General features: G+C 74.0%; 12 protein-coding genes. 3 read left to right on the top strand and 9 right to left on the bottom strand.

Features of this window, described 5'->3' with window-relative positions:
* Nucleotides 1–36 precede the first annotated feature (36 nt).
* Nucleotides 37–447 (bottom strand): nuclear transport factor 2 family protein, encoded by a 411-nt coding sequence (locus GFH29_RS19655; RefSeq protein ID WP_153325413.1) that lies wholly within the window; start codon nucleotides 445–447, stop codon nucleotides 37–39.
* Between the two features lie 46 nt (nucleotides 448–493).
* Nucleotides 494–4,684, bottom strand: a complete 4,191-nt coding sequence (locus tag GFH29_RS19650) for a lamin tail domain-containing protein (protein ID WP_153325412.1) — start codon at nucleotides 4,682–4,684, stop codon at nucleotides 494–496.
* 172 nt (nucleotides 4,685–4,856) lie between these two features.
* Here GFH29_RS19650 and GFH29_RS19645 point away from each other — a divergent pair, with 172 nt between their 5' ends.
* The 3 genes from GFH29_RS19645 to zwf are packed head-to-tail and all read left to right on the top strand — an operon-like array spanning nucleotide 4,857 to nucleotide 8,168.
* Nucleotides 4,857–5,432, top strand: coding sequence for an anthranilate synthase component II (locus tag GFH29_RS19645; protein ID WP_153325411.1), 576 nt, complete (start codon nucleotides 4,857–4,859; stop codon nucleotides 5,430–5,432).
* On the top strand, nucleotides 5,429–6,724 hold the full coding sequence (locus tag GFH29_RS19640; RefSeq protein WP_153325410.1) for an anthranilate synthase component I family protein: 1,296 nt from the start codon (nucleotides 5,429–5,431) through the stop codon (nucleotides 6,722–6,724). The genes GFH29_RS19645 and GFH29_RS19640 overlap by 4 nt, the downstream gene beginning before the upstream one ends.
* Before the next feature lie 10 nt (nucleotides 6,725–6,734).
* Nucleotides 6,735–8,168 (top strand): glucose-6-phosphate dehydrogenase, encoded by a 1,434-nt coding sequence (gene zwf, locus GFH29_RS19635; protein ID WP_153325409.1) that lies wholly within the window; start codon nucleotides 6,735–6,737, stop codon nucleotides 8,166–8,168.
* Between the two features lie 14 nt (nucleotides 8,169–8,182).
* On the opposite strand, the gene GFH29_RS19630 is transcribed toward zwf, so the two are convergent.
* From GFH29_RS19630 to GFH29_RS19600, 7 genes are read right to left on the bottom strand one after another with little or no spacing between them, the layout of a single operon-like run.
* Nucleotides 8,183–9,052, bottom strand: a complete 870-nt coding sequence (locus GFH29_RS19630; protein WP_228387638.1) for an acyl-CoA thioesterase domain-containing protein — start codon at nucleotides 9,050–9,052, stop codon at nucleotides 8,183–8,185.
* A gap of 5 nt (nucleotides 9,053–9,057) precedes the next feature.
* Nucleotides 9,058–9,651 carry a hypothetical protein gene (locus tag GFH29_RS19625; protein ID WP_153325407.1) on the bottom strand — a complete coding sequence of 198 codons (594 nt, stop codon included), beginning with the start codon at nucleotides 9,649–9,651 and terminating at the stop codon, nucleotides 9,058–9,060.
* Entirely contained in the window at nucleotides 9,648–11,120 is a 1,473-nt protein-coding gene (locus tag GFH29_RS19620; RefSeq protein ID WP_153325406.1) for a HAMP domain-containing sensor histidine kinase, read from the bottom strand. Before GFH29_RS19620 ends, GFH29_RS19625 begins: the two co-directional genes overlap by 4 nt.
* Nucleotides 11,117–11,812, bottom strand: a complete 696-nt coding sequence (locus GFH29_RS19615; protein WP_228387637.1) for a response regulator transcription factor — start codon at nucleotides 11,810–11,812, stop codon at nucleotides 11,117–11,119. Before GFH29_RS19615 ends, GFH29_RS19620 begins: the two co-directional genes overlap by 4 nt.
* 55 nt (nucleotides 11,813–11,867) lie before the next feature.
* Complete coding sequence (locus tag GFH29_RS19610; RefSeq protein ID WP_153325405.1) at nucleotides 11,868–12,740, bottom strand: fructosamine kinase family protein; 873 nt, start codon at nucleotides 12,738–12,740, stop codon at nucleotides 11,868–11,870.
* The gene (locus tag GFH29_RS19605) at nucleotides 12,737–13,276 is read right to left on the bottom strand and encodes a low molecular weight protein-tyrosine-phosphatase (RefSeq protein WP_153325404.1); all 540 of its coding nucleotides are present in this window, start codon (nucleotides 13,274–13,276) and stop codon (nucleotides 12,737–12,739) included. Before GFH29_RS19605 ends, GFH29_RS19610 begins: the two co-directional genes overlap by 4 nt.
* Nucleotides 13,269–13,661: a phage holin family protein gene (locus tag GFH29_RS19600; protein WP_153325403.1), complete on the bottom strand. Its 393-nt coding sequence runs from the start codon at nucleotides 13,659–13,661 to the stop codon at nucleotides 13,269–13,271. Before GFH29_RS19600 ends, GFH29_RS19605 begins: the two co-directional genes overlap by 8 nt.
* Nucleotides 13,662–13,692 lie beyond the last annotated feature (31 nt).

Below are 13,692 nucleotides of genomic sequence, written 5' to 3'. Positions count from 1 at the left end.
CCCGGTGGAGTGGGGAAGCTCCTCCCGGGCCCTGTCTCACCTTTCGCCGAAGAGCCGCTCGGCGGCCCGGGAGTCGGCGTACTCCTCGAAGCGGGCGATGCGCCCCTCGCGCAGGGTGACGACCAGGCAGGTGGGCACCCGCACCGCCTCGCCGGCGGCGTTGGTGCCGACGGTCGTCGCCTGGAGCACCCAGCCGCCGTCGAAGACCTTGAGGCGCGCGTCCTCGACGCGGACGTCGGCGCCGGCCTGCACCTGCCGGGTGCGCGACGGCGTGCGCTGGATCTGCGACTCCCGCTCCCCGATGTTGTGCCAGGTCGAGACCCCCTCGGCGTAGACGTCGTCGTCGGCGCGGCGCCCCTCCAGGAACGCCGGCAGCCACCGCTGCGCCACGGCCAGGGCCTCCGCGACGCCGGCGCTGGAGGGGGTCTCGATCACGGGAGTGCTCATGGGGCCGCATCCTGCACCGCCGCCGCCCCGGTCCGCCTGCCGGGTGTCAGCGCACCCGCAGGCGGAGTGCCGGCGCCCGGTCGGCGGCCACCAGATCCGAACCGCGGTACGTCGTGGCGACGCGCCAGGTGCCCCGGGCGAGGCGGGGCAGCCGGATGCTGACCCGGCCGTCGACCAGGCGGGCTCCCACGGTGCGGGTGCGGGTGCGGTCCCGCGAGGTGAGCGTGACGCGGACCCGCCCGGTCGCGGTGGGGCCGGTGGTGTCCACGCTGACCCGCAGCAGGGCCCGGGTGCCGTGGGCGACCGTCGTCCGGGCCAGCGTGGCCCCGGCGACCGAGTGGGCCTTGCCCGCGGGGCCTGCGGGCGCCTCGACGGTGAGCGGCACGGTCCCCGACGTGGACGCGGCGACCACCGTCTCGTCGGCGGGGACGAAGCGGGCGGTGAGCAGGTGCTCGCCGACCGGCAGGTCGGCCCCGACCCGGAGCTCGGCCTCCCCGTCGACCACCTCGACGGAGCCGAGGACCTCCTCGCCGGCCAGGAACTCGACAGTGCCGTGCACGCCGTCGGCGACCGGCGTCGCGGTGGTGATCCGGGCGCGCAGCTGGGCGCGGTCCTGCTCCTCGGCGTCGAGACGCTGGCTGGTGCGGGTGGAGGTGAGGCGCACCGCGGAGGCGACACCGTCGACCTCGGCGAGGTCGACGCTCACCGGCACCGAGACGGCCCGACGGCCGTTCGCGTCGACGACCGCGGCGTACCAGCGCTCGCCGGCCACGGGCTCCGCGAGCTCGACCGGCACGGTCGTGCCCGCGGCGACGCTGCGCTCCAGCACCGGCCGGGACGCGGCGGTCAGGCCCCAGTCCTCGGCGCGCAGGTGCTTGGTGACCATCAGGTCGATGCTGGCGACGAACTCGTCGTCGTGGGCGTGGTAGCGGCCGTCCTCGAATCCCGCGGCGGGGGTGCCCCGCATGCCGGGCTCGTCGTACTTGTAGGCCTCGAAGGAGTCCAGGTGCGGCGAGTAGGCGTTGACGCCCATCAGTTCGGCGTCGACGTCGAACTGCAGCAGCCGCTGGAAGCCGGTGTCGCGGTCGAGGGTGTCGGCGCGGGCCTCGGGCACGGTGGAGCGGTAGCCCTGGTAGTCGGCCAGCATCTGCACGACCGTGCGGCCCGCCTCGCCGACGTTGCGCACCGCGACGGTGTCGGCGGCGATGTCGATCGCGTCCGACTGCTCCCCGGTCACCGGGTCGCCGTACTTGGTGGCGACGCCGTGGTAGTGCCCGCCGAGGACCAGGAAGATGTTGTCGCTCGGGGCGACGACCTCGCTCCACACCCGGTGGCCGCGCGCGGTGACCCGGTTGGACAGGTTCTCGATGTTGCCCTGGGTGTCGAGGTAGGAGTGGGTCAGCAGGACCACGTTGTGGTGCGGGTAGGTCGCCGCGATCTCGCGGGCCCAGGTCAGCTGCGCCGTGGTGGGTCGGTAGGGCAGCGACAGCATCAGGTAGTCGATGCCGCTCTCGGTCACGAAGTCGTAGTGCGCGGAGTTGTCGCCGCGGCGCCACGGGGCGCCGTACCACTCCTGCTCGGCGTACGCCGCGGGGCCGAAGTACTCGTTGTACAGCGTGTTGTCGCGGCCCCAGAAGTTGTCGTGGTTGCCCGGCAGCACGCCGTTGGGGACGCCGGCGTCGTTGAGCAGGTCGTGGATGCGGCGGGCCGCGGCGAACTCCTTCTCGGCGCGCCGCGGGTCGGCGTTGGCCTGCATCCAGTTCTGGATGAGGTCGCCGGTGTTGGTGCTGTAGCCGATCTTGCGGGCCTCGTGGTTGGCCACGACCCAGGTCGCCATCCGGCGGAACGGCTCGCGGAAGGCCTCGGAGAGGAACTGGGTGTCGCTCATGTGGTTCAAGGCCCAGTCGTAGTCGGCCGGGTCGGCGAACGCGCGGTCGGTCACGCCGATCTCCTCGACCAGGCCGCCGGCGACGCGGGGGCCGTCGATGACCAGGACGTTCAGCTCGCCGTCGACGAGGTGCTGGGCACCCAGGGCGCCGACCAGGGTGACGTGGCCGTCGGCGTCGGCGGTGGCGTGGGTGAGCAGCGTCCACTCCTCGCCGTCCCAGGCGCGCATCTGCACGTCGTTGCGCTCCCGGGTGGGGGTGGAGAAGGTGAACTCGAGGCCCTCCGCGGGCACCTCGGTGGCCGGTACGGCGAAGCGCAGGAACGGGTAGCCGTAGCCGTCCGCCCGGGCCGCGAGGCCGGCACCGGTGTCGCGCAGGCGCCGCTCGCCGGCGACCGCCAGACGCGCCGGGACCCGGCGCGAGGTGGCGCCGCCGAAGACCCGAGCCGCGGCGAGGTCGACCTGGGCCGCGTCCACCGGTGCGCCGCGGCGGACCTCCAGGTCGAGCGGGCCGTCCGCGGCGGGGGCCACGACCTGGGCGGAGTAGGCGCCGCCCCGGACCTTGGCGGAGGCCTGCGGGGCCCCGGGGGCGGTGGTGACGGCGAGCTCGACGGGGTCGGTCTCGCCCGGAAGCGGCTCGGTGGGGTCGACCCAGGTCACGTCGGCCAGCTCGCCCGGGGTGCGGGCCGCGATCACGAAGTCCTCCTCGTTGTCGCCGGTGGTGCGGGCGCGCTGGAAGGACTCGCCCAGGTCCTGCTTGGCGCCGGCGCGCAGCTCCGAGCCGATCACGCACGGGCTGAAGGGGACGGTGGGGTAGATGCCCGCCGCGTCCACCTTGCGGCCCTGCGGGTCGCGGAGGTACATGCCGGAGGCGTTCTGTGCCAGCCCGGTGCGGTACGTCGCGTCGGCGAGCTCGCGCAACGCGGCCGGGGCGCCGTCGTCGGTGGCGAGGTACACCTCGCCCGGGCGCAGCGTCACGTCGCCGAGGTCGGCGACCTGGTGGCCGGCGTTGCCGCGGCCGGTGGCCTCGCAGCGGGTCAGCGACCAGCCGGAGAGGTTGACCGGCTCGGTGCCGTAGTTGGCCAGCTCGACGAACTCGTCGTCGTCACCCGCGGGGCCGGAGTCGGCGATCTCGGAGATCCGGACCGCCGAGTGCGTGAACCCGCTGCGGTCGACGACGCTCAGCTCCTCGCGCGCGGTGTGCACCCCGGGAGTGCGGGTGGTGGCCAGCACGAAGTCGCGGGCGTTGTCGCCGGTGTCGCCGACCCGGTGGTAGGACTCGTCCTGCAGGTTGTCGGCGTCGACCGGCACCGAGGAGCCGTCGGTGCACATCGAGGTGCGGTTGGCGTAGGAGCTGAACCGGTCGGCGATCGACTCGTCGGGGCGCACCAGCATCACGCCGAAGTCGCGGAAGTGCATCCCCGAGGAGTACGTCGCGTCGGCCCGCCCGGCGTACGCGCCGGCGGCGTGGGCCACCAGGTAGGACTCGCCCGGGGCCAGGACGCCGTCCGGCAGGGCGGCGTTCTGCAGGTAGGTGGTGCCGTTCTCGCCGCAGCGGTAGAGCCGCCAGTCGCTGATGTCGGCACTCTGCTCGCCGGTGTTGGTGAGCTCGACGAAGCTGTCCGCGGTGCTGGTGCTGGACTCGTTGGCCACCTCGGTGATGCGCACCGGTGCGGGCACCACCGGCGTCGGGGCGTCGGCCGCGGCGTTCGGGGCGTCCGGCGTGCGCACCGCGACGATCCAGTCCCGCGCGACGTCGCCGGTGGCGGCGACGCGCTGGTGGCTCTGGTCGAGGCGGTGGTCCAGGGGACGGGCCAGGGCGCGGTCGCTCATGCCGCACTCGCTCAGCACGCTCGGGTGGTAGAACCCGACCCGGTCGAGGACCCGCTCGTCGGGGCTCTCCAACAGGGCGCCGAAGCCGAACTCGTGCAGGTTGGCACCGGTGGCGTCGTAGACGTCGTCGCGCGCGATCCGCTCGCTCGCGGTGGGGCCGCTGACGGTGTAGGTGTCGCCCGGGGCCAGGACGGTGCCGGCGGGCACGATCTTCTGCGGGCCGTAGAGGTCGCCGGTCTGCCCGCAGCGCAGGACCCGGTAGCCGGAGATGTCGACCGGCTCGGCGCCCCGGTTGGCGATCTCGATGAAGTTGTCTCCCGAGACCCGGGCGGCCTGGGGGCTCGCCCCGGCGCCACCGTTGGCGATCTCGGAGATCAGGACCGGGCCGCCGAGGACCGGTTCGACGTTGGGGTGCTGCGCGCCGGCGCTGGCCGGGCTCATCACGCCGGGCAGCAGGCCGCCCAGCACACTCGTGGAGGCAACCGCCGCAATGGCCGCCGCCGTTCGCTTCTTGGTCACGAAGGACTCGCCTTTCACTGGTTCGCCCGCGGAGGACGGGCTCGCCGGAACCCTCGCCAAGAGGGGTGATCAACGGGAGGCGCTGCGGCTGCCGCCGGACGTCGCCGACGTGAACGTGCCGTGTCCCCACCGGCCCCGGTCGGAGCCCGGGCCGGCGCGGTAGATTCCGGCCGTGACCGGAGCGGACGTCGTGGTGGTCGACCACCACGACTCCTACACCTGGAACCTCGCTCACCTGGTGGCCGCGGTGACCGGGACGCTGCCGCGGGTGGTGCAGCACGACGAGGTCGACGCCGCCGACGTCCTGGCCCACTCCCACGTGGTGCTCTCGCCCGGGCCGGGCACCCCGGACTCGCCCCGCGACTTCGCCGTCGGGCGGGCGGTGCTCGCCGCCGCCACCCGCCCGGTGCTCGGTGTCTGCCTGGGCATGCAGGGCCTGGTCACGTCGTACGGCGGGCGGGTGGGGCGCGTCGCGCCCGGGCACGGCGTCCTGGCGCGCGTCGAGCACGACGGGCGCGGCCTGTTCGCCGGGGTGCCGCAGGGGTTCGCGGCGGTGCGCTACCACTCGCTGGCCGCGCTCGAGGTCCCCGACTGCCTGCGGGTGACCGCCACCGACGCCGTGACCGGGCTGGTGATGGGCGTGGCGCACCGCTCGCTGCCGCTGGTCGGCGTGCAGTTCCATCCCGAGTCGGTGCTCTCCGAGCACGGCACCGCGCTGGTGGCGAACTTCCTGGGCGGCACCCGGTGAACGGGCCGACGCCCGACCCCACCGGCGACCCCGCGGACTGGCTGCCCGCGCTGGCCGCCGGGCGCCGCCGCTGCTTCTGGCTCGACGGTGGCGGCGGCCGTGACTGGTCCGGACGCCGCTCCCACGTCGGCTGGCTGACCGACGACGACGTCTCGCTCAGCTACGACGCCGCCGCCCGGGAGGTCACCCGCCACGCCGGCGGGCGCGCGGAGGTGGTCGGCGACGACCCGTTCGCGGTGCTCGAGCACGAGCTGGCCACCGGCGCCGCCGACGCGCAGTGGTTCGGCTACTTCGGCTACGCCGCGCGCCCCGACCTCCCCGCCCACCCGTCGCGGCGCGACGGCGCGGGCCTGCCGGACGCGGTCTGGATGCGCCCGTCCCGGGTCCTGGTGCTCCCCGGTCACCCGGGCGCCGCTGCCCCGCCCGGGGTCCGGCCCACCCCGCCCGACCTCGAGGTCCCCGCGTCCTACCGGGCCGCGTTCGCACGGGTGCAGGAGCACCTGCACGCCGGCAACACCTACGAGGTCAACCTGACCCACCGGGTCACGGCCCGCAGCGACCTCACCCCCGCCGCGGCGTACCTGCGCCTGCGCGCGGCCAACCCCGCGCCGTACGCCGGCTTCGTGCAGCACGACGTGCCCGGCGCCGAGGCCTGGCTGCTCAGCTCCAGCCCCGAGCGGTACGCCGTGGTCGGCGCCGACCGCACCGTGGAGACCCGCCCGATCAAGGGCACCACCCCGCGCGGGGCGACGCCGGCGGAGGATGCGCGGGCCCGCGCCGAGCTGGCCACCCACCCGCGCTTCCGCGCCGAGAACCTGATGGTGCTCGACCTGCTGCGCAACGACCTGTCGATGGTCTGCGAGCCCGGGAGCGTCGAGGTGCCGCACCTCCTGCAGGTCGAGTCGTACGCCGCGGTGCACCAGCTGGTCTCGACGGTGCGCGGCCGGCTGCGCCCGGAGGTCTCGGCGCTCGCCGCGCTGCGGGCGCTCTTCCCGGCGGGCTCGATGACCGGGGCGCCCAAGCTCCGCACGATGGAGGTGATCGCGGAGGTCGAGACGACCCCGCGCGGCGCCTACGCCGGGGCGTTCGGCCGCATCGGCGCCGACGGCACCGCCGACCTCGGCGTGGTGATCCGCTCGTTGACGACCACCGGCGACGGGGCCTGGCGGCTCGGCACCGGCGGCGGGGTCACGGTCCACTCCGAGGTGGCGAGCGAGCACGCCGAGGCGGGCTGGAAGGCGGCCCGGGTGCTCGACGCACTCACCGGATCCCGGTCAACACCGCCTGACTAGGCTCGGAGTCATGGAACGGCCCGTGGTGATCGTCCTGTTCGGCGCGACCGGCGACCTGGCGCGCCGCAAGCTGCTGCCCGGGCTGCTGCGGCTGCACCACGCGGGTCTGCTCTCCGACGCCCGGATCGTCGGCACCTCGCTGGAGGACCTCGACGACGAGCAGTTCGTCAAGTTCGCCCACGAGGCGTGCCTGGAGTTCGGCAAGGGCAATCTGACAGACGAGCGTTGGGCGCCGTTCGCGAAGATGCTGAGCTACGTGCCGACCGGTGCGGGCCCGCAGGCGCTGGCCGCCGCCGTCGAGGCCGCGGAGAACGCGTTCCCCCCGGAGCCGTACGTCGGGCGCCTGCACTACCTCTCGGTGCCCCCGAAGGCCGCCCTGGACGTCGTGCACATGCTCGACGAGGCCGGCCTGGTCCCGCGTTCGCGGATCATCATGGAGAAGCCCTTCGGCACCGACCTGCCCTCCGCGCAGCGGCTCAACGCCCGCCTGCACGAGGTCTTCGAGGAGCGCCAGATCTTCCGCATCGACCACTTCCTCGGCAAGGAGGCGGCCCAGAACATCCTGGCCTTCCGCTTCGCCAACGGACTGTTCGAGCCGATCTGGAACCGCAACTTCATCGACCACGTGCAGATCGACGTGCCCGAGACCCTCGGACTCGAGGGCCGCACCCGCTTCTATGAGTCCACCGGCGCCTTCCGCGACATGGTGGTCACCCACCTGATGCAGGTCCTGGCGTTCATGGCGATGGAGCCGCCGACGTCGCTGGAGCCGGGGCCGATCAGCGACGAGAAGCTCAAGGTGTTCCGCTCGATGCGCCCCCTCGAGCCCGGCAACGTGGTGCGCGGGCAGTACGTCGGCTACCGCGGCAAGGAGGAGGTCTCCGACTACTCCGACACCGAGACCTTCATCGCGCTCAAGGTCGAGATCGACAACTGGCGCTGGGCCGGGGTGCCGTTCTACCTGCGCACCGGCAAGAAGCTCGCGGAGGGCGCGCGGATCATCTCGATCGCCTTCAAGGAGCCGCCGCTGTCGATGTTCCCGACCGGCTCCAAGGCGGGCACCCAGGGCCCTGACCACCTGACCTTCGACCTCGCCGACCAGTCGCGGATGTCGCTGTCGTTCTACGGCAAGCGGCCCGGGCCGGGGATGACCCTGGAGAAGGTCTCGATGCAGTTCGCTACCCACGAGACGCTGGGCTCGGAGTCGGTGCTGGAGGCCTACGAGCGGCTCATCCACGACGCGATCCGCGGCGACCACACGCTGTTCACCACCGCCGCCGGCATCGAGACGCTGTGGGAGAAGTCGGTCCCGCTGCTGGACAACCCGCCACCGGTGCGCGCCTACCCACCGGGCAGCTGGGGCCCCAACGCCATCCACCAGCTGATCAACCCGCACGCCTGGCGGCTGCCGTTCGAGCGGGGCTGGCGCGAGACCAAGCCCTGAGCCGGATCCGAGGCTCAGGCCCCCGGCGAGGTACGCCGGGTGCCGTCGTCGGCGTACTCCACGCGGGCGAAGTCGACGACCCGCTTGGCGTTGGCCAGCGCGCTGACCACGACGGTGCCGAGGCGCCCGGTGCGGTCGAAGACCGCGGCCGTCCCGACCGCGATGCCGCCGTCCTCGCGCCGGTCGGTGGCGGCCAGGCCGATCGAGACGCCGTCGGGCTCGCGGGCCAGCACCAGCGTGATGTCGGTGTTGATGTGCTCGACGCCGTTGCTGCCCCAGTTGGTGACCAGGCTGGCGCCGTCGGCGATCGAGGCGACCGCCTGGAACGGCGTCAGCTCCTCGCCGGCCACGATCGAGGGCCCGGTGCTCCAGTACTGCTTGCGCCCGGCGTTCTGGTGCTGGGTGAAGTCCTGCGACCAGCCCACGGCGTCGCTGTGGACGAACGGCACGTGCGCCTCGGTGGTGACCGGGGCGAGGTCGAGCGGCGGCGGCACCAGGTCGGACTCCGGACCGGGCGACCAGGTCTCCCCGGCGGTGCTGCCGGTGGCCCGCAGGAACAGGCCGCTGGCGCGGGCCACCGCGACCTCGCCCTGGAGGTACGTCGCGTCGACCAGGCACAGCCGGTTGCCCTCGCGCACCACCTCGGTGCGCACCACGCACGGGTCCATCGTGGCCGGGCGGAACAGGTCGACGGTGTAGCGGGCCGGACGCAGGTCCGTGCGCCCCAGCTCGGCCACCCGCTGCTCCAGCGCCCGCGCCATCGCCCCGCTCACCGCGACGCCGTGCAGGTGGTTGTCCCCCCACATGCTGGCGGCGAGGTCGGTGGCGAGCAGCTCGCCGGTGCCGGGGTCGAGGCGGTAGTAGCCGAGTGCGCGCGTGTCCATGGGGCTCATGGTGCCTGCAGCTTCTCGGCGCGCGCGCTGGCGTTCGACAGCTGAGTCATCGCGGTGGTGACGCCCTCGACGAGCGCCTCGCGGTCGTACGGCGCGGTGTCGGCGGCGTTGACGACGTGGATCAGGCTGCCGTTCTGCACGAAGCCGGTCGCGGCGACGCCCTCCTTGTCGGTCGCGACCACCAGCCGGGCGGCGTCGGCGCCCGGGATCGTGGGCGCGCTGACGTCGCCGTCCTCGGGTGCGCCCATGGTCTCCCAGGCGGCGTCCAGGCCGTCGGCGAAGACCATGTAGTTGGCGTCCAGCACCGGGCCGCCCTGCTCGGCCGGCAGCAGCGCGCAGCGCGGCGCCTCCTCGGTGCCGCGGTCCGGCTCCAGGCCGGTGCCGAGCACCGCGGCGAGCCGGCCCACCCGCAGCCCGTCGCAGGGGTTCCAGGCCTCCGGCTGCGCCGAGGCGGATGCCTCGGGGTCGGAGCCATGGGCGGCCGCGACGTCGGCCTGGCTCGGGGTCTCCGGCTCCTCCTCGGAGCAGGCGCTCAGCGCTCCCAGGGACGCGACGAGGACGACGGCGGTGGCGAGCGAGCGACGGCTCAACGGGGGTTCTCCTGGGTGGTGCGGGTGGACGGGGGCAGGTCGGCGGGCGGCGGGGTCGGCGGGGGCGGGGTGGGGTTGCCGGGCAGCGACAGGCGCAGCCGGGCGCCGCCGGCAGGGGAGCGGTCGGCGCTCACCGAGCCGGAGTGCCGGCTGGCGACCTGGCGCACGATCGAGAGGCCCAGCCCGGAGCCGGGCATCGAGCGGGACTCCTCGGAGCGGTAGAACCGCTCGAAGACGTGCGGCAGGTCCACGTCGTCGATGCCGGGCCCCTCGTCGTCGACGGTCAGGGTGCCGCGGTCGAGGGTGATCCGCACGGTGCCGTCCGGCGGGCTCCACTTCGCGGCGTTGTCGAGCAGGTTGGTGATCGCGCGCTCCAGGCCGGCGGCCTCGCCCACGACGTACCAGGGGGTGGCGGTGACCTCGAAGACCACGCCGGGGGCGCGCCGGCGTACGCGTGCGATCGCGTGGTCGAGGATCTCGGAGAGGTCGACGGTCTCCACCACGTGCTGCATGGGCTCGTCGCGGGCCAGCTCGACCAGGTCGCCGATGAGGGTGGTGAGCTCCTCCATCTGGGCGCGTACGTCGTCGAGGACCTCGGCGCGCGCGCCCGGCGGCAGCGTGGTGCCGGCGGCGTCGGCCTGGGCGAGCAGGTCGATGTTGGTGCGCATCGAGGTCAGCGGGGTGCGCAGCTCGTGCCCGGCGTCGGCGACCAGCTGGCGCTGCAGGTCGCGGGAGGCGGAGACCGCGCGCAGCATCTGGTTGAACGCCGCGGCCAGCCGGGCCACCTCGTCGGCGCCCTCGACGGGGATCGGGGTGAGGTCCTCGGTGCGCGCGATGCGCTCGACCCGGGAGGTCAGCAGGCGCACCGGGCGCAGACCGTTCACCGCGACCATCCACCCGGCCATGCTGGCCGCGATGACACCGGCCACCCCGAACAGCAGCATCACCACCCCGAGCCGGGACAGCACCTGCTGCTGGGACTCAAGGGACTGCGCGAGCACCAGCGCGACGCCGTCGCCGTAGTTGACCGCCACCATCCGGTAGGCCTCGCCATCCGCGCGCACGGTGCGGATGCTGGTCTCCTCCTTGCCCTGGGCGACGGCGATCTCGGGCTCACCGGGACGAAGGACGTCCCCGGCCAGGACCTTGGGGTTGGTGTCGCCGGCTGCGTTGACCAGCGCGATCCGCACGTCCGTGGCGACCAGCGCCCACGCGGGGACCTCCTCGCCGGAGGTGAAGGTGAGGGTCGGGGCCGCGGCGGTGCTGCGCGCCCGCTCGACCAGCGACTGGTCGAGCGTCGACTGCATCTGCATGCGGACCGTGACGTAGGCGCCCAGTGCGACGAACGCGACCGCGAGGCCGACCGCGATCGTGGTGAGCAGGGTGACCCGGCTGGCCAGGGAGCGGCGGTAGTGCCAGCGGCGGTCCTCGCGGGGCAGCGTGGTCTCGGTGGTGTCCGGGTTGCTCATGCTTCCTTCAGCACGTAGCCGACCCCGCGCACGGTGTGCAGCAGACGCGGCTCACCGGCGGCTTCGGTCTTGCGCCGCAGGTAGCCGACGTAGACCTCGAGGGAGTTCGCGGTGGTGGGGAAGTCATAGCCCCAGACCTCCTCGAGGATGAAGCTGCGCTCCAGCACCCGGCGCGGGCGGCGCAGGAACATCTCCAGCAGGGTGAACTCGGTGCGGGTCAGCTCGATGAGCCGGTCCCCGCGGCGTACCTCGCGTGCGCCGACGTCCATGGTGAGGTCGGCGAAGGAGAGGATCTCCTCGTCGTCCTCCTGCGGGACCGCGCGGCGCAGCAGCGCGCGCAGCCGGGCGAGCAGCTCGGGCAGCGCGAACGGCTTGGTGAGGTAGTCGTCGGCGCCGGCGTCGAGCCCCGCCACCCGGTCGCCGACGGCGTCGCGGGCGGTGAGCACCAGGATCGGCACGTCGTGGCCGGCCGCGCGCAGCGCGCGGGTGGTCTCCAGGCCGTCGAGGCGCGGCATCATCACGTCCATCACCACGACGTCCGGGGCGGTCGCGCCGATCTGGGCGAGGGCCTCGGCGCCGTCGGACGCGAGGCGCACGTCGTAGCCGTTGAACTCCAGCGAGCGGCGCAGCGACTCGCGCACCGCCTTGTCGTCGTCGACGACAAGGACACGGGGCAGGCTCTGCGCGCTCACGCTCCCATGCTGCCAGTCGAGGCTGAGCCGCTTCTGAGAAGGACGCGCCCGCGCCTCAGACGTACGCCGCGGCGGCCTGCGCGGCGCGGGCGCCGTAGCCGCTGCCGAACAGGCAGGCGTGCACCAGCAGTGGGAAGATCTGGTGCAGCGCGACCCGGTCGCGCCAGCCCTCCGCGAGCGGGTGCACCTCCTGGTAGGCGTCGAGCACCCGCGCGAGGTTGGGCAGCCCGAAGAGGGCCAGCATCGCCAGGTCGACCTCGCGGTGCCCGCCGTACGCCGCGGGGTCCACGACGCTCACGCGTCCGTCGGCGCCCCACAGCACGTTGCCGTTCCACAGGTCGCCGTGCAGGCGCGCGGGGGGCTCCTCGACCAGCAGCGCCGGCAGCCGCCCGATCAGCCGCTCGATGACGTCGGCCTCGCTGCCGCTCACCGCGGCCCGGTCGCGAGCCACCTTGAGGTAGGGCAGCACCCGGCGTACGGCGTAGAACTCCGCCCAGGTCGGCGCCGGTCGCTGGGGCAGCGGCAGCTTGCCGATGAACGCCTCGTCGCTGCTGCCGGGCGGGGCGCCGTACGCCGGGGCGCCGGCGTCGTGGGTGATCGCCAGCGCGCGCCCGAAGGCGGCGGCCGCGTCGACGGTGCTGCGGCCCGGCTCGACCCAGCGCAGCACCAGGCACTCCTCGTCGACGGCGAGCACGTCGGGGACCGGGACGCCGCCCTCCACCTCGGCGAGCCAGCGCAGCCCGCGCGCCTCGGTGGGGAAGAACCCCGCCGGCGCGTGCGGGAGGGTCTTGACCAGCGCGGTGGTGCCGTCGCTGAGGCGCAGCTTGGTCGCGGTGCAGATGTCGCCCCCGGCCACCGGTGCGGTGGCCACGACCGCGGCGCCGAGGAGCTTCTCGGCGTGGCGGGCGACCCGCGGCTGCCGGGTCATGGCGTCGGCGGGCCGAGGATCTCGCGCAACGCCGCGACGAGCGCGGCCGACGTGCGTTCCACCATCGCGAGCACCTCCTCGAAGCCGTCGTCCCCACCGTAGTAGGGGTCCGGTACCTCCCCGCCGGGGTCGATCGGATCGAGGTCGCGGAACAGCCGCACCCGCTCGCTGCGCCCGCCCAGGGCGGCCAGGTTGTCGGAGTCCATCGCGAGCACCAGGTCGCTGCGGCCGCGCCAGTCCTCGGTCCACTGGCGGGCGCGGTGCCGGCTGGGGTCGAGGCCGACCGCGCGGAGGGTGGCCGCGGCGCGGCGGTCCATCGGCTCGCCGACGTGCCAGCCGCCGGTGCCGCAGCTGGCCACCTCGACGCGGTCGTCCAACCCGGCCTCGGCGAGGCGGGCGCTCAGCACCACGTCGGCCGTCGGGGAGCGGCAGATGTTGCCCAGGCAGACCAGGGCGATCGCGTAGCGGCCCGGGGTCCTGGGAGAGGGGAGCGGCGGCAGCGCCGGCGCGGCAGGGCCGGTCACGGGCTCAGTCATCGACGCCGATCAGGGCGTCGAGGATCCAGGTCACGACGGTGATCACGATCGCGCCACCGACGGCCGGCCAGAAGCCGTCGACCTCGAAGCCGAGGTCGAAGTGCTCGGCGACCCAACCGGTCAGCATCAGCAGCGCGGCATTGATGACCAGCAAGAAGATGCCGAGGGTGAGGATGATCAGCGGGAACGAGAGCAGCTGGAGCAGCGGCTTCACGAACGACGTGATCACGCCGAGGATCAGCGCCACCCCGATCACCGGGAGGATCTTCTCCTCGAGCTCGGCGCGCCCCGAGGTGGGCCCGGCGAAGCTGATCCCGTTGATCAGCCAGGCGGCGGCGGCCACGGCCAGGGCATTGGTGACCAACCAGGTCAAGAAGCGTGTCATGGCCTGATTGTGGCAGGACCGACGACGCGGC

It is taken from the genome of Nocardioides sp. dk884 (assembly GCF_009557055.1).
GTDB lineage: Bacteria > Actinomycetota > Actinomycetes > Propionibacteriales > Nocardioidaceae > Nocardioides.
Note: the sequence above shows the minus strand (reverse complement) of the source record. Positions and strands in the feature narration are given on the sequence as shown.

Coding starts and splice junctions, on each gene's coding strand:
- GFH29_RS19605 (WP_153325404.1), bottom strand. CDS start 13,276: ATGACTGAGCCCGTGACCGGCCCTGCCGCGCCGGCGCTGCCGCCGCTC.
- GFH29_RS19610 (WP_153325405.1), bottom strand. CDS start 12,740: ATGACCCGGCAGCCGCGGGTCGCCCGCCACGCCGAGAAGCTCCTCGGC.
- GFH29_RS19655 (WP_153325413.1), bottom strand. CDS start 447: ATGAGCACTCCCGTGATCGAGACCCCCTCCAGCGCCGGCGTCGCGGAG.
- GFH29_RS19600 (WP_153325403.1), bottom strand. CDS start 13,661: ATGACACGCTTCTTGACCTGGTTGGTCACCAATGCCCTGGCCGTGGCC.
- zwf (WP_153325409.1), top strand. CDS start 6,735: ATGGAACGGCCCGTGGTGATCGTCCTGTTCGGCGCGACCGGCGACCTG.
- GFH29_RS19620 (WP_153325406.1), bottom strand. CDS start 11,120: ATGAGCAACCCGGACACCACCGAGACCACGCTGCCCCGCGAGGACCGC.
- GFH29_RS19630 (WP_228387638.1), bottom strand. CDS start 9,052: ATGGACACGCGCGCACTCGGCTACTACCGCCTCGACCCCGGCACCGGC.